The 12,485-nt window shown below is 39.3% G+C and carries 20 protein-coding genes; 8 read left to right on the top strand and 12 right to left on the bottom strand.

Going from position 1 to position 12,485, the window contains the following annotated elements; genetic code table 11:
- Positions 1-8 precede the first annotated feature (8 nt).
- The 3 genes from V514_RS0111280 (at position 9) to V514_RS20020 (ending at position 1,180) form a co-directional block, all read left to right on the top strand.
- Positions 9-410 carry a hypothetical protein gene (locus V514_RS0111280; protein ID WP_029500046.1) on the top strand — a complete coding sequence of 134 codons (402 nt, stop codon included), beginning with the start codon at positions 9-11 and terminating at the stop codon, positions 408-410.
- A gap of 95 nt (positions 411-505) precedes the next feature.
- Positions 506-712: a hypothetical protein gene (locus tag V514_RS20025; RefSeq protein WP_081715041.1), complete on the top strand. Its 207-nt coding sequence runs from the start codon at positions 506-508 to the stop codon at positions 710-712.
- A gap of 312 nt (positions 713-1,024) precedes the next feature.
- A complete protein-coding gene (locus V514_RS20020; RefSeq protein WP_407636648.1) occupies positions 1,025-1,180 on the top strand; it encodes an IS3 family transposase in 156 nt (51 codons plus the stop codon).
- 261 nt (positions 1,181-1,441) lie between these two features.
- On the opposite strand, the gene V514_RS0111265 is transcribed toward V514_RS20020, so the two are convergent.
- From V514_RS0111265 to V514_RS0111250, 4 genes are all read right to left on the bottom strand, one after another.
- Positions 1,442-2,215: a sulfite exporter TauE/SafE family protein gene (locus V514_RS0111265; protein ID WP_029500045.1), complete on the bottom strand. Its 774-nt coding sequence runs from the start codon at positions 2,213-2,215 to the stop codon at positions 1,442-1,444.
- 147 nt (positions 2,216-2,362) lie between these two features.
- Positions 2,363-2,758: a DsrE/DsrF/DrsH-like family protein gene (locus V514_RS0111260; protein ID WP_029500044.1), complete on the bottom strand. Its 396-nt coding sequence runs from the start codon at positions 2,756-2,758 to the stop codon at positions 2,363-2,365.
- A 42-nt stretch (positions 2,759-2,800) separates the two neighbouring features.
- On the bottom strand, positions 2,801-3,097 hold the full coding sequence (locus tag V514_RS0111255) for a rhodanese-like domain-containing protein (RefSeq protein ID WP_029500043.1): 297 nt from the start codon (positions 3,095-3,097) through the stop codon (positions 2,801-2,803).
- 15 nt (positions 3,098-3,112) lie between these two features.
- On the bottom strand, positions 3,113-3,403 hold the full coding sequence (locus tag V514_RS0111250; protein ID WP_029500042.1) for a rhodanese-like domain-containing protein: 291 nt from the start codon (positions 3,401-3,403) through the stop codon (positions 3,113-3,115).
- A 349-nt stretch (positions 3,404-3,752) separates the two neighbouring features.
- Between V514_RS0111250 and V514_RS0111245 the strand changes: the two genes are divergently transcribed.
- A complete protein-coding gene (locus tag V514_RS0111245; RefSeq protein WP_029500041.1) occupies positions 3,753-4,274 on the top strand; it encodes a hypothetical protein in 522 nt (173 codons plus the stop codon).
- Positions 4,275-4,307: 33 nt separating this feature from the next.
- Here the strand turns inward: V514_RS0111245 and V514_RS0111240 are convergent, their stop codons facing one another.
- From V514_RS0111240 to V514_RS0111230, 3 genes are all read right to left on the bottom strand, one after another.
- The gene (locus V514_RS0111240; protein ID WP_029500040.1) at positions 4,308-4,517 is read right to left on the bottom strand and encodes a DUF3951 domain-containing protein; all 210 of its coding nucleotides are present in this window, start codon (positions 4,515-4,517) and stop codon (positions 4,308-4,310) included.
- 40 nt (positions 4,518-4,557) lie between these two features.
- The gene (locus V514_RS0111235; protein WP_029500039.1) at positions 4,558-6,042 is read right to left on the bottom strand and encodes a class I adenylate-forming enzyme family protein; all 1,485 of its coding nucleotides are present in this window, start codon (positions 6,040-6,042) and stop codon (positions 4,558-4,560) included.
- Positions 6,043-6,177: 135 nt separating this feature from the next.
- The gene (locus tag V514_RS0111230) at positions 6,178-6,618 is read right to left on the bottom strand and encodes a hypothetical protein (RefSeq protein WP_029500038.1); all 441 of its coding nucleotides are present in this window, start codon (positions 6,616-6,618) and stop codon (positions 6,178-6,180) included.
- A 244-nt stretch (positions 6,619-6,862) separates the two neighbouring features.
- On the opposite strand from V514_RS0111230, the gene sstT reads away from it, so the two are divergent.
- From sstT to V514_RS20770, 4 genes are all read left to right on the top strand, one after another.
- Complete coding sequence (gene sstT, locus V514_RS0111225; protein ID WP_029500037.1) at positions 6,863-8,077, top strand: serine/threonine transporter SstT; 1,215 nt, start codon at positions 6,863-6,865, stop codon at positions 8,075-8,077.
- A 71-nt stretch (positions 8,078-8,148) separates the two neighbouring features.
- On the top strand, positions 8,149-8,499 hold the full coding sequence (locus V514_RS0111220; protein ID WP_035944695.1) for a YbgA family protein: 351 nt from the start codon (positions 8,149-8,151) through the stop codon (positions 8,497-8,499).
- A 54-nt stretch (positions 8,500-8,553) separates the two neighbouring features.
- Positions 8,554-8,700, top strand: coding sequence for a hypothetical protein (locus tag V514_RS20425; RefSeq protein WP_161630198.1), 147 nt, complete (start codon positions 8,554-8,556; stop codon positions 8,698-8,700).
- A gap of 48 nt (positions 8,701-8,748) precedes the next feature.
- Positions 8,749-8,880 (top strand): hypothetical protein, encoded by a 132-nt coding sequence (locus V514_RS20770; RefSeq protein ID WP_268744216.1) that lies wholly within the window; start codon positions 8,749-8,751, stop codon positions 8,878-8,880.
- Between the two features lie 46 nt (positions 8,881-8,926).
- Here V514_RS20770 and chrA read toward each other — a convergent pair whose 3' ends face one another.
- The 5 genes from chrA to V514_RS0111190 form a co-directional block, all read right to left on the bottom strand.
- Entirely contained in the window at positions 8,927-10,075 is a 1,149-nt protein-coding gene (gene chrA / locus V514_RS0111205) for a chromate efflux transporter (protein WP_035944692.1), read from the bottom strand.
- Between the two features lie 175 nt (positions 10,076-10,250).
- The gene (locus V514_RS0111200; protein ID WP_200864030.1) at positions 10,251-10,943 is read right to left on the bottom strand and encodes a glucosamine-6-phosphate deaminase; all 693 of its coding nucleotides are present in this window, start codon (positions 10,941-10,943) and stop codon (positions 10,251-10,253) included.
- 117 nt (positions 10,944-11,060) lie between these two features.
- Complete coding sequence (locus V514_RS0111195) at positions 11,061-11,246, bottom strand: hypothetical protein (RefSeq protein ID WP_029500033.1); 186 nt, start codon at positions 11,244-11,246, stop codon at positions 11,061-11,063.
- 73 nt (positions 11,247-11,319) lie between these two features.
- On the bottom strand, positions 11,320-11,463 hold the full coding sequence (locus V514_RS20420) for a hypothetical protein (RefSeq protein WP_161630197.1): 144 nt from the start codon (positions 11,461-11,463) through the stop codon (positions 11,320-11,322).
- 111 nt (positions 11,464-11,574) lie between these two features.
- The gene (locus V514_RS0111190) at positions 11,575-12,432 is read right to left on the bottom strand and encodes a PhzF family phenazine biosynthesis protein (protein WP_029500032.1); all 858 of its coding nucleotides are present in this window, start codon (positions 12,430-12,432) and stop codon (positions 11,575-11,577) included.
- Positions 12,433-12,485 lie beyond the last annotated feature (53 nt).

The raw sequence follows: 12,485 nt of genomic DNA, 5'->3' as shown, positions 1-12,485 counted from the left end.
TGCCATTAATGAAAAAAGCCATTCCAGCACTCGTGTTTGTTGCACTCTTTTTTACGATTCTTTATGTGATTTTATTTGCGCTACATCGCATGTCTAATACAACGACAAGCGACACATGGCACGTTTCTTTTGAGCGTCCATTTGATACGAACAATTGGACGTATGAAATCGAACAACTCACGACTGACAAGCTTGATATGCAATCGATTGAGCTACGTCATGGTCGCGAGGAACTCATTCATATTACACAATTTGAAGAAGGTACGACCATTGAAGATTTTGATATGCTACTGCATCCTTTTTATTTACGTAGCACGACAAATGTTGTCGAAAAAGGCGACACATATAAACTCATTCTAACTTATCAAGCACATGGTAAAACGAAGCGTGATATACTCACCGTCAAATAAAAAAAGAGGCTGGGACAAACGAACTGACCTAAATAAATGAGACAACATAAAAAGAGAAAGACACTTTCAGGGTATAAAAACGTTGGAGGTGTTTTTTGATACGTAAAAAACAAGTATGTGCGTATGAAACCAAAATAAAAGCAATTGAAATGAAGTTAGCGCAAGTGCCAACGAAAGAAGTGAAGGATGTATGTGAGATTAAAAATGAAACGCCAATCTATCAGTGGATGAAATGGTTTAAAGATGGGGAGTTGCATCGATTAGAACAGCCAATTGGCAAACAATATAGCTATCGTAAATGACCTTAGGAAGAAGGCATGAGTGAGATGGAACAGTTAAAGATTAAAAATGAAGTGTTAGCTATTCAAAATATCTTACTAAAAAAGTACATCAAATCGAAAAGGAAGTGATGAAGCAAATTTCATTCTAATCATCAAGATATTAAGTGAACGATTCCCTTTGAAACAAGCACCATCTAGAAAAAAATTTATAAAATTCCAAAATCTTATAACTTCACAGCGATTAAGATTCTGTTTATACATCGCAAGCAGTCAAAGAAAAAGGCGTTATCATGAGCATGTCCCGTAAAGGCACGCCCGCTGATAACGCCATCATTGATTGAAGGGATTTTGAGAACAACAAATGACGTTGTCGTTCAAACATACATCAACTACTATAATCATACTCGAATTTTGGTAACGTTAAACCACCTTTCTCCAGTTGCGTACCGAAAAAAGATGGTTCAACAAAAATTTGACGGTGACTCCTAGGGGAAAAGCATGAGCAGAAGACCCCGCAGTGAGCTTGCGAGCGAGGAGGCTTCGGCCATGCCCCAGGTAAGCGTCCGTCAAATTCGGCTAAAAAGAAGTGTCTTTTTCACTGTCCCATTTTTGTGGGTCAGTTCAAAACAGGTCATGTTCCTTTTTTAGCGTTCGCCACAAAAAACCGGAACCGCGCCACCGCGCGATTCCGTTTTTTCTTATGCTCATCTGAGAGGGTGTTGTTACACGGATGTCCCAGCCTCTTTTTACTTAAAATAAAATATCGGTCCAAATTTTCACTGCTGTTAGCGTAATTAACAACGCAAGGAAAATTTGTAGCGCTCGTGTATTCATTGATTTTGCGACTTTTGCGCCTATTGGAGCAGCAATAATAGCGGCTACTGATAAAATGATAACCGGTAGCCATTCCACTTGTCCTGTTGAGATTTTCCCAATTGAACCACCAATTGACGAAATAAATGTAATCGCTAAGCTCGATGCAATCGTCACACGCGTTGGAATTTTTAAAATGACAAGCATAATTGGTACTAATAAGAACCCGCCGCCTGCACCAACAACACCAGAACCAAGTCCAACAAACAACGCGAGCGCTGCTGCAAGTGGTTTATTAAATGTTACTTCTGTTGTATCTGGCACTTGTTTACGCGGAATTAACATCAGTACCGCTGCTAGTAACGCGAAAATACCGTAGACAAGATTGACGCCTTCCTCGCTAAAGCCACTCGATAAAAAACTACCGCCTAAACTACCAACTAACACAGCTGCACCCATAATCATAATGAGCTGCGCATTTAAATAACTACCTTTACGGAATGCCAGCACACCAGAAATTGATGTCACCAACACCTCGACCGCTGTAATCCCTGATACTTCATGCGATGTAAACGAACCTACACCAAGGAGCGTCGGAATGTAGAGCAACATCGGGAATTTTATGATAGCGCCGCCGATGCCGAGCATGCCGGAAATAAATGATCCAACAAGACCGATGGCAAATAACGTCACAATAAGTCCAATGGTCATAATGTACCTTCTTTCATTGTTACCTACTCCGTTTTAATAGTACATGTTTTGAAACGGCTTTTATCCGATAAACCATTTTCTTTACATAAAACATAAAAACCGATGTATTTTGCACGAAGCATGGGCGATTTTTATTAAAGCAACTCATTAGAATGATAATGAAGGAGCTGCGTCTTTAGCGAACTCTAAGAATGTTACGGCGCCGCCTACTTCAATGCCATCGATAAATGCTTCTTTACCTAAGCCCATTACGTCCATTGTCATTTGACAAGCGATCATTGTAACGCCTAAATCTTGCGCCATTTCCACTAATTCTGGAATTGATGGTACATTTGCTTGTTTGAAACCTTCCGCCATTGCTTCTTTACCAGCTGGTAGTGGTAGTGCATGCATTGCTTCTTTATGGATTAAGTTTAAGCCTTCGAATGTGAAGAAGATTGCGACCTCTTTGTTTGTTGCGGCTGCTGCCGTTGCGATATTGAATACTTTATAAGCGTCGAAAAGACCACCGTTTGCTGCGATAATTGCTACTTTGTTTGACATAATAAATTTCCTCCTAATAGTTAGATGTTTATACTAAATTATTTATTTTACTGGGCCTGCCCAAGCAAGCATGCCGCCGACCATATTTGTCGCGTCATAGCCCATATCCGTTAGAAATTGTGTTGCTTGTCCACTACGTGCAGATGAACGACATACTAAAATGTATGGTGTTTTTTTATTTAAATCTGGTAATTTTGCTTCTAATAAATGAAGTGGAATGTTATCAATTCCGTCAATATGACCTTCTGCTACTTCTTCTGGTGTACGCACATCAATTAAGTGAAGTGCTTCGCCAGCGTTTATTTTTGCTAAAACATCTGTTGTTGAAATTTCTTTCATCGTAATTCCTCCTAATTAATAAGCGTTCATGCCACCGCGAACATTCGTCACGTTTAGGCCAAGCTTTTTCATTTGTTTACATGCCGCTTTTGAGCGCATACCACTTTGACAAATAACAACGATTTCTTTATTCATTGGCAACTTGCTGTAATCTGAGCCGAGTGGCATATTTTTAAATTGACGTAAGCCATTTGATTTGTACTCCGCTTTTGTGCGGACATCAACAAACAATTTATCTTTGTCATTAATAATCTTTTTTAATTCCGTCGTTGAAATCGCTGGAATCTTTGAAAAAAATGAAAACATATAACGACCTCCTATACTCCTATACGATAATGGGTATTTTATTTTTCATAGTGGTGCAATGAATTACTTTACGATTCTCAGTTTATACCCCTGCAGGTATGTTGTCAACAAAAACTCATTATTTTTTATAAAAATAGTTAAAATCATTGAAAATACAGACTTTTATACAATTTTAATTTTATGCATATACGATAAAGCAACTGTATTCATAACTAATGCATCTTTGTCATATAGCTAATTCCCTATAAACATAGGAGGGTATTTATCACAACTAAAATTGAGTATTTATACTTAAAAAAACATGATATAATAGGTTAAGTTATCTACATAAAAGGAGATGTTATGCCAGATGAATGTACTTAAAAAAGCGCTTGCTACAATAAGTTGTGCCGCACTACTAACCGTTGCTACAACGCCTGTATCGGCCGCTTCTTACAAGTTGGTCTATTATACGCTCTACAATAAAAAAACGAATCAACCGGTGAAAGGTTATGGTGTCTACAATCATACTCTCTATTATGATGCCATTGAAAAAATGGGTCGTCATTCGTATAAAGGGGTACTGTATCATGATGGCGTGCGCTATAGTGGCGTACAACAAAGTATTCGCTATAACAACGGGCTTCCACTAACAGGCATTCATAAAGAAAGTGGCAAATATTTTGCTGACGGCAAAGTCGCGACCGGTATTTTCAATGATATTTTGTATAAAAATGGCCGCGCGTATACAGGCGTGCAACAGAACTTGCGCTATGTTGATGGCAAGTTATTAACCGGTATGCATGACGCAAGTGGTAAATATTTCGTTGATGGTCTAGCAGCAAATGGCACTTATAATGGAATTACTTATAAAAATGGCTATGCAAAATAAAAAAAGGAATCGCCGTAGATGCGATTCCTTTTTTTATTTTTTTGTATCTTCCGTTGTCGGCTCAATATACGTGTTATCATCTTGAATCGGATGGCGCGTGACACCATCATCTTTTCCTGATGTAGCATTGTCAAATGGCGTATACATATCCTCAACGGGACGACGCTTGATCACAACGCGATAGAATGCTAATCCAATGAGTATTAGAAATGCAGCGGCAATAATAAGACTAATCCAATCCATATCTATTCGCCTCCGTTTCTATTCGTTATATAACTATACCCTATCTATCACTTCGTAACACGTGCTTTAATACTTTCCCCGAAGCATTGCGCGGCAGTGCCTCAAGTACTTCCATTTCCATAGGGATTTTATATTTCGCTAAACGTTCACTACAATAGCTCATCAACGATTCAATCGTCAATGACTGCCCTGCTTTCAAACAAACATATGCTTTTGGCACTTCTCCATATACCGGGTGGGGAATACCAACAACAGCTGCTTCAAGCACTTCTGGCATTTGGAATAGCACTTCTTCCACCTCTACAGGATAAACATTTTCACCGCCACGAATCAACATATCCTTTTGACGATCGACAATATATAAAAACCCATCATCATCAAGCCGCCCTAAATCGCCGGTAAACAACCAACCATCGCGCAGTGCATGCGCAGTTTCCTCTGGATTACGCAAATAGCCGGTCATCGTTTGTGGCCCTTTCACAGCAATCTCTCCCACAACACCATTTGGCAACTCTTCTCCATCTGGCGCTGCAATACGCACCGATGTTTTGTCCGTAGGAGGCTTGCCGACTGAGCCAATTTTTTCAAGTACATCATCACCTTTTAATGTTGTTGAACAAGGTGAATTTTCCGTCTGGCCATAAAAATTTTGCAACGCGACATGTGGGAACAATTGACGTAACTTTGCGATTAACTCATAGGGCATTGGTGCAGCCCCATACGCGAACAACCGCAACTTCGACAAGTCAAATGTTGAAAAATCATCATTGTTTAATAGCAACATATACATTGCCGGCACGCCAAAGAAAATCGTCGCTTGCGAATCACGAAGCCATGTCGGTGCTTGTGTAGGTGAAAATGCTTCTTCAATAATAAATGAGCCTCCCGCCATAATAGTTGGTGTTAAAAAAACATGCAACCCTGCGCAATGAAACAACGGTGTACAAATAAATACGCGATCTTGAGCCGTTAGTTCGCTTGATGTCTCCCACTGTACACTTGCCTCGTATATAGCGCGGTACGACAACATAACCCCCTTTGGCTTTCCTGTTGTGCCCGATGTATACATAATCACCGCGATGTCCTCGTCATCGACGTCGCTCGCTTCATATGGTTCATGCGCATAAATTGTCGGCAACTCTTCCGTTGTAAAACACTGTGCTAACGGCATACCCGTTGCGGCCATTTTTTCGATAAGTGCCGTATCGCAAAACATCGCCTTTGCTTCCGAATGCTCTATTATATACGCTACTTCCGTTGGCGCTAATTTTGTATTAATTGGCATGGCAATCAATCCAGCTAATTGAATGCCAAAATAAATGACCGGAAAATCTGCATGATTATCCATAAAAATACCGATGACTGTATTTTTCTCATAATCAAATTGTTGTAAGTATCCAGCGAGTGCTGTCGCTTCACGGTAAACGTCAGCATATGTCTTTTTATGCGTGCGAAATTCAATGGCGCTGTGGTCAGGTCGGTTTATTGCTTGCTGCTTTAAAACATAGGGCATACATTTTTGCATGCTTCATCTCCCCTTTTGTCATCAAAATTCCAATGGCAGGCGCAACAACAAGTATCAATACATTCCCTAAATATGCCATTTTAAATCCTTTTACATACAAAAAAAGCCCACATAACTGTGAGCCCATTTTACGCATTACGCGCCAATTTCTTTTAACATATTATCGACAAATTGTAATAATTTCGTATAAGCTTCGTCAAATGTTTCATTACCTGTATAATCTTTCATCGCATCAAAAGCAATGTTAATTTCCCAAATCCCTTCTTGGCCATTAAACATCGCACTTGATGAACCAAGCATTGGTGTTAAATTCGCACGTAAATACGTCTTAATCGGATTGCTAAACTTTTTCTGCAACGCTAAACCAAATAATGCGCTATGTACTTTAAACATATCGTCAAATTCAATAACAACCGCGTCCATTTTACGATCAGTAAATTCTTTTGCTTCGGCATAAATATATTCAATTTGATGTTGTGCGACATAGTTTAAAGGTTGTGTCAGAAATTTTTCGTCGGCTGACGCAATAATTTCTTCTGTTTCTTTATTACAGCGATCTAAAGCTGTGATTTTCATAATAATCCCTCCAATATCTACTTTATTATACTTGAATAGAACACAATACACAAAACTGCTCAAAATCACTCACTTTTCAATAGACTATGTATCGATTTTTCTGTTTCTTGTTGAAATATGGCGTGTTTTTGCGTAAAAATATAAGAAAGTCTAAATTTTTCAGACTAATGGAATATTTAGTGGTAAACTGTACACTATACAAAAACAACAGTCTTTTCAGAGAACACATCCGGAGGTTATATGAATGAAAAATCTATTCGCTACATGGAATAGAATTAGCTTAGTCAATCGCATTATTGTCGGCATCATCATCGGTGTTATTCTTGCACTCGTTGCCCCACAATCTTTAGCTGGCATTTCTATTCTTGGCACACTATTTATTAGTGCCTTAAAAGCGGTCGCTCCTGTTCTAGTATTCGTACTAGTCATCGCAGCGATTTCAAGCCATAAAAGCGGCCAACAAACAAATATGAAATCTATTTTAGGTTTATATGTTTTTGCAACATTTATGGCAGGCGCGGTAGCTGTTATCGCAGCAAAATTATTCCCATCGACATTACATTTAAAAGAAAGTGCACAAGATGTTGCACCACCAAGTGGCATTTCGGAAGTCTTTAACAATATTTTAATGAACATTACAACAAATCCAGTTGATGCTTTATTAAATGCTAACTACTTAGGAATTCTTACATGGGCTATCTTACTCGGTGTAGCATTGCGTATGGCAAGCGATACGACAAAAACCGTTATCTCAAATTTATCAGATGCCGTATCAAAAATCGTACAATGGGTTATCAATTTAGCACCAATTGGTATTATTGGGGTTGTATTCGATGCCGTTGCAACAAGCGGATTAAAAGCCTTACTTGATTACGGTCACTTAATTATCGTTCTTGTCGGCACAATGTTATTCCTTGCATTAGTCGTCAATCCGATTATCGTCTTTATTTATACGCGTCGTAATCCATATCCATTAGTTTTCACAACATTAAAAGAAAGTGGTATTACTGCCTTCTTCACACGTAGCTCTGCAGCTAACATTCCCGTTAATATGAAGCTATGTGAAAAATTAAACTTAGACAAAGATACATATGCTGTATCAATTCCTCTAGGTGCCACAATCAATATGGGTGGTGCGGCCGTAACAATTTCGATTTTATCGTTAGCAGCTGCACATACATTAGGTGTCGAAGTAGACATTCCTACAGCGATTTTATTAATGGTGTTATCTGCTGTATCTGCTGCTGGCGCTTCAGGTGTAACAGGTGGTTCACTGTTATTAATTCCGTTAGCATGTAGCCTATTTGGTATTCCAACAGACGTTGCGATGCAAGTGATTGCCGTTGGTATGATTATCGGTGTTGTACAAGATTCTTGTGAAACAGCATTAAACTCATCTACAGACGTCTTATTCACAGCTACTGCACAATATGCAAAAGAACGCAAAGAAGCGAAATAAAAAATACGAGACAGGAAGCGCATGTAACGCGTTTCCTGTTTTTTGTTATACTACGTTATGAGGTGAATGAAATGCACACACAACAGCTACTATGGCGCACTGAAAAATACCGCGTCATGTATCATAGCCAAACACATTACAATCAAATTCGACAGTTGATGCGCGATGGTTGTACGCTTGAAACGCTTCAAAAAACAATTGATGAAGCGACAGCGCTCACTCCGACAGACGGTAGTCGCCGCAATGCACTGCAACATATGTGGGGATATTTTAAAAAATGTGCAACCGTTGACGAAAAAGCACATTATTTAGCATTGTTAGAAGCCGCCGATTGGCAAGCTGTTCGCTTATGGTTAGCCTTGCTTGCAATGCGCTATAACATTCGCTACTTACAACAAAGCACCATTTTACATCAGGATTAATGTTTAAAGAAAACGGGAATAATATTTATACTACTTGCAAGGGATGTGGTGAACATGTTACTCATTGCGTTATTACTCTTTATCTTTGGTGCAATGATGCTTATTTCTAACGTCAAAGAATTGTTACGACACCCTTCAGCCGACACATTCGAATTACAACAAACATTGATTATGCCACGTTTTTATCGACTTAAACATTAAGGTTGGCGGCTGGTTGTTGCCAGCCGTTTTACATAAGGAAGTGATAAAATGTCCATCGCGATTGTTGTCATCATTATATTCGTACTATTCAGCTTAATGATGAATTTATTTGAAGCTTTTCGCCGCGCAAAACCACCAACAAACTTTAAAAAGCGCGACAATAAAGAGGATGAACATTAACAAATACAACTCAAAAAAGCAGAAATCCATTGATTTCTGCTTTTCCTTATGTATAAAATACGACACCAATCATAAGTCCGGTTAACACAACAATCGTCGGTTTCCATTTCCAAAGCATCGCAAACAATAAAATTGCGAACACAATATCAAATACTGAACGAATCGTTGACGTCATAATTGGCGTCACCCATGCAGCAACAAGCAAACCAATGACTGCTGCATTCATACCATTTAATGCACCACGCCATTTCGAATTAGCACGAATTTGTTGCCAAAATGGATAGGCGCCAACAATTAATAAAAAGGCTGGTAAAAAAATCGCAATCGTTGCTAACAGTGCTACAGGCCATCCACCGATCACCATTCCTAAATAACTTGCGAATGTAAATAATGGCCCTGGCATCGCCTGTACAGCACCATAACCAATAAGAAAATCATTCGCTGAAATAAGACCGGTTTGGACAAACTGTGATTCTAATAGTGGCAATACGACATGTCCCCCGCCAAATACGAGCGAGCCAGCTGTATAAAACTTTTCAAATAACACAAGCCATGATGCAGGCCATATTTTTGCGGCAAGTGGTAAGACAATTAATAAGCCCGCAAAAACAACAAGGAAAATCGAGGCCACACGCTTTGATAATAGTGGCTTTACAGCTATTACTTCTTGTTGTTGAGCTAAGAAGCGTTGCCCAATAACAGCTGCAGCAATCAAGACGATAAGATGACTATAGGTCGTCTGCCACGCCAACAGCACAATCGTCGTCACAACCATAATGGCACTCGAGGCGGTTGTGCGTAATATTTTTTTCGACATATCGACAATCGCATGTGCAACAATCGCCACAGCTACTAATTTTAACCCATGCAACCAACTAAGCGACACATCACTCTTTGTGAGCCAATATGCAAAAATCATTAGCGCAATAACTGATGGTAGCGTAAAACCAATAAACGCGACGATACTCCCAAGCAGTCCGCCTCTTTTCAAACCAATCCCCATTCCTACTTGACTCGAAGCAGGTCCAGGTAAAAATTGACTCAAACTAACTAAATCTGCATATTCCATCGCCGATAACCATTTCTTTTCATGAACATAGACGCGTTCAAAATATGCTAAATGCGCGCTTGGTCCCCCAAACGATACAAGCCCCAATTTGAGCGCTGTCCAAAAGATTTCTAAAATATGTCGCATATGTCACCTCATTCTCATCCATTACAACAAGAATGAATGGCAACGTAAAGAGACTTTACATAGTCTTTACAAAACGCTAATATAGCCGTAAAAGAAGCGCCATGATTTCTCCATATATCGTGTAAAAAAACCACTTTCAATGGTTTATATTCCCATTGAAAGTGGTTAGTTACGATTATACTAAATCCGTTAATACAATGACATTTGGATGTTTTGTCAATGCAGTTGCCGGTACATCTTCTATATACTCATTATTAATTAGCGCCTCTAACGCATTACGCTTTGATTCACCAATTGCAATAAGTAAAATACAATTGGCACGTAAAATGGATTGAACGCCCATTGTAAAAGCTTTATGTGGTACATCTTCAAGCGATGCAAAATAACGCGCATTAATTTCACGTGTAGAAGGTGTTAAATTTACGACATGCGTTACGGAGTCAAATGATGTTCCTGGTTCGTTAAAACCAATATGACCGTTGACGCCGATACCAAGCAATTGAAAATCAAGTATGTGCTCGTTTAACAATGCTTCATAACGTGCCGCTTCTTGTTGCGTATCGTGTGCCAAGCCTTGCGGTAAATGCGACTGTTTAAAAGGTTTTTGTTTAAATAGATGATGATGCATATAGTAATTATAGCTTTGATCATGAGTTGCCCCTAAACCAACATATTCATCCAAATTAAAGCTTACCGCTTCACTGAAATCAATGGTCGTATCACATAGTTTTGCATAAAGTGGCTCCATCGTACCACCCGTTGCTAAACCAAATGTTTTTGCGCCTTGCGCTTTTACTTCTTTAATAATTGTCACTGCACGCTCATAAAGCGCCTCTGTTGAAGGAATTCTCTCTAATTGTATTGCCATCACTGATCCCCTTTTCTGATTAAAATGTATGTGCTGTCCGTACTATGCAATCAACGCCATGTTTAAGCTGTTACTTCAAATGTCCTCTTATGATTTACTGACGATAATAACACTACTTTATGAAGCATAAGCGACGAGACCACTGCTTCTCAAGCCATCTTGTGCTAATAACATCGAATGTCCTACCCAAATAATTAAATAATACCATTCGCCAATAATTGATTGACGATTTGTGATTTTCGATACTTCTGTAGCTTCAACATTGTTTAATAAGCGATGTAGTTGTTTATACTTGCACTTCATACACTACAGTACCCGCTTTCACCACTTGAACTAACGTTAAATTTTTAGCAAGTAGCATCATATCTTTTGTGTACTATCTAAAGTTGCTCGGCTGTGTTATTCGTACAAGTTTTTCTAACGAATAATTTGTCGACTTACGCATATTGCGCACAGCTTCGTCCATCGTTAGTACACTAACAGTTAGCGCACCATTTGGCAAGTGAACGCCGTTGTTCATAAATCATGCGACTATGTAAATGTCTAGCTGTTCACTTACCTTCTAATAAGTGGTTAATTCTCCATTCCCATCACCTATTAGAAAAAGAGAGCCATTTAAGCTCTCTTGCCATTAAACGTCCCATTCTTTCACAAAAACAGCAGTTCCTGAAATCGCAATCGTTTCATCGACATGTACATATATGCGTCCATCTTTTTCAATTTCCATGCCTTGTTCGACGACAAGTGTGTACGGCGTTACCTTCTCATGGTCGATAAATTCTTTATAATACGCGCCCATAACACCAGATGCCGTTCCAGTCGCCACATCTTCTGTCGTTCCAGAAAAAGGAGATGAAAAATGGCGCGCGTGCATATCAACATCGTCAAATTGCGTTTCTAAACAAAATGGATGGACCGAACAAGTCGGACGATCCGCTAAAATCTTAGGGAATCGCGCAATAAGCGGCTGCATTTTCGCAAAACTCGCTAATTTTTCCACTGGCACAAGAAACGTCCAAGCGCCCGTACTACCATAAACAATTGGCAAGTCTTCAACTAAATCTGTTTCTGCTAAACCAATTGCTTCTGCCAATTCCTGCTTTGAACCAACAAATGGTAAAAATTGTGGTTTCGCATGCTGCATCGTAATGCGTACTTCGTCACCCTCCTCGACATGAATCGGTAACACGCCTGCACCTGTTTCAATCGTAAAATCAAGATTTGGTAATTTCCCTGCTCGATATAATGCATAAACAGCACCCATCGTCGCATGGCCGCAAAGTAGTGTCTCATGCCCTGGCGTAAAATAGCGAATACGAAAGTCTGCAAGCTCGGAAGATTTTACAAATGCCGTTTCATTAAAATCAACGCGTGTTGCGACATGTTGCATCATTTGTTCTGTAAGTTCTTCCGCCTCTAGTACAACACCTGCTGGATTCCCTTTTCCCGGTATGCAACTAAAAGCATCAATCTGTATAACATGTACCATTTCTTTCGCCCCCTTTTCTTCATTATATATAAAATAACTTAGGCATTGTCATC

Origin of the sequence: Kurthia huakuii LAM0618 (genome assembly GCF_000505545.1) — a bacterium.
Classification (GTDB): Bacteria; Bacillota; Bacilli; order Bacillales_A; family Planococcaceae; genus Kurthia; species Kurthia huakuii.
Note: the sequence above shows the minus strand (reverse complement) of the source record. Positions and strands in the feature narration are given on the sequence as shown.

What these genes read in the sequence shown, in the direction of transcription:
- V514_RS0111240 (WP_029500040.1), bottom strand. Translation starts at nt 4,517, where the DNA reads ATGGATTGGATTAGTCTTATTATTGCCGCTGCATTTCTAATACTCATT.
- V514_RS0111245 (WP_029500041.1), top strand. Translation starts at nt 3,753, where the DNA reads ATGAATGTACTTAAAAAAGCGCTTGCTACAATAAGTTGTGCCGCACTA.
- V514_RS0111280 (WP_029500046.1), top strand. Translation starts at nt 9, where the DNA reads ATGAAAAAAGCCATTCCAGCACTCGTGTTTGTTGCACTCTTTTTTACG.
- chrA (WP_035944692.1), bottom strand. Translation starts at nt 10,075, where the DNA reads ATGCGACATATTTTAGAAATCTTTTGGACAGCGCTCAAATTGGGGCTT.
- V514_RS0111220 (WP_035944695.1), top strand. Translation starts at nt 8,149, where the DNA reads ATGCACACACAACAGCTACTATGGCGCACTGAAAAATACCGCGTCATG.
- V514_RS0111265 (WP_029500045.1), bottom strand. Translation starts at nt 2,215, where the DNA reads ATGACCATTGGACTTATTGTGACGTTATTTGCCATCGGTCTTGTTGGA.
- V514_RS20425 (WP_161630198.1), top strand. Translation starts at nt 8,554, where the DNA reads ATGTTACTCATTGCGTTATTACTCTTTATCTTTGGTGCAATGATGCTT.
- V514_RS0111255 (WP_029500043.1), bottom strand. Translation starts at nt 3,097, where the DNA reads ATGAAAGAAATTTCAACAACAGATGTTTTAGCAAAAATAAACGCTGGC.
- V514_RS0111230 (WP_029500038.1), bottom strand. Translation starts at nt 6,618, where the DNA reads ATGAAAATCACAGCTTTAGATCGCTGTAATAAAGAAACAGAAGAAATT.
- V514_RS0111260 (WP_029500044.1), bottom strand. Translation starts at nt 2,758, where the DNA reads ATGTCAAACAAAGTAGCAATTATCGCAGCAAACGGTGGTCTTTTCGAC.
- V514_RS20420 (WP_161630197.1), bottom strand. Translation starts at nt 11,463, where the DNA reads ATGAACAACGGCGTTCACTTGCCAAATGGTGCGCTAACTGTTAGTGTA.
- V514_RS0111190 (WP_029500032.1), bottom strand. Translation starts at nt 12,432, where the DNA reads ATGGTACATGTTATACAGATTGATGCTTTTAGTTGCATACCGGGAAAA.
- sstT (WP_029500037.1), top strand. Translation starts at nt 6,863, where the DNA reads ATGAAAAATCTATTCGCTACATGGAATAGAATTAGCTTAGTCAATCGC.
- V514_RS20770 (WP_268744216.1), top strand. Translation starts at nt 8,749, where the DNA reads ATGTCCATCGCGATTGTTGTCATCATTATATTCGTACTATTCAGCTTA.
- V514_RS0111235 (WP_029500039.1), bottom strand. Translation starts at nt 6,042, where the DNA reads ATGCAAAAATGTATGCCCTATGTTTTAAAGCAGCAAGCAATAAACCGA.
- V514_RS0111195 (WP_029500033.1), bottom strand. Translation starts at nt 11,246, where the DNA reads ATGAAGTGCAAGTATAAACAACTACATCGCTTATTAAACAATGTTGAA.
- V514_RS0111250 (WP_029500042.1), bottom strand. Translation starts at nt 3,403, where the DNA reads ATGTTTTCATTTTTTTCAAAGATTCCAGCGATTTCAACGACGGAATTA.
- V514_RS0111200 (WP_200864030.1), bottom strand. Translation starts at nt 10,943, where the DNA reads ATGGCAATACAATTAGAGAGAATTCCTTCAACAGAGGCGCTTTATGAG.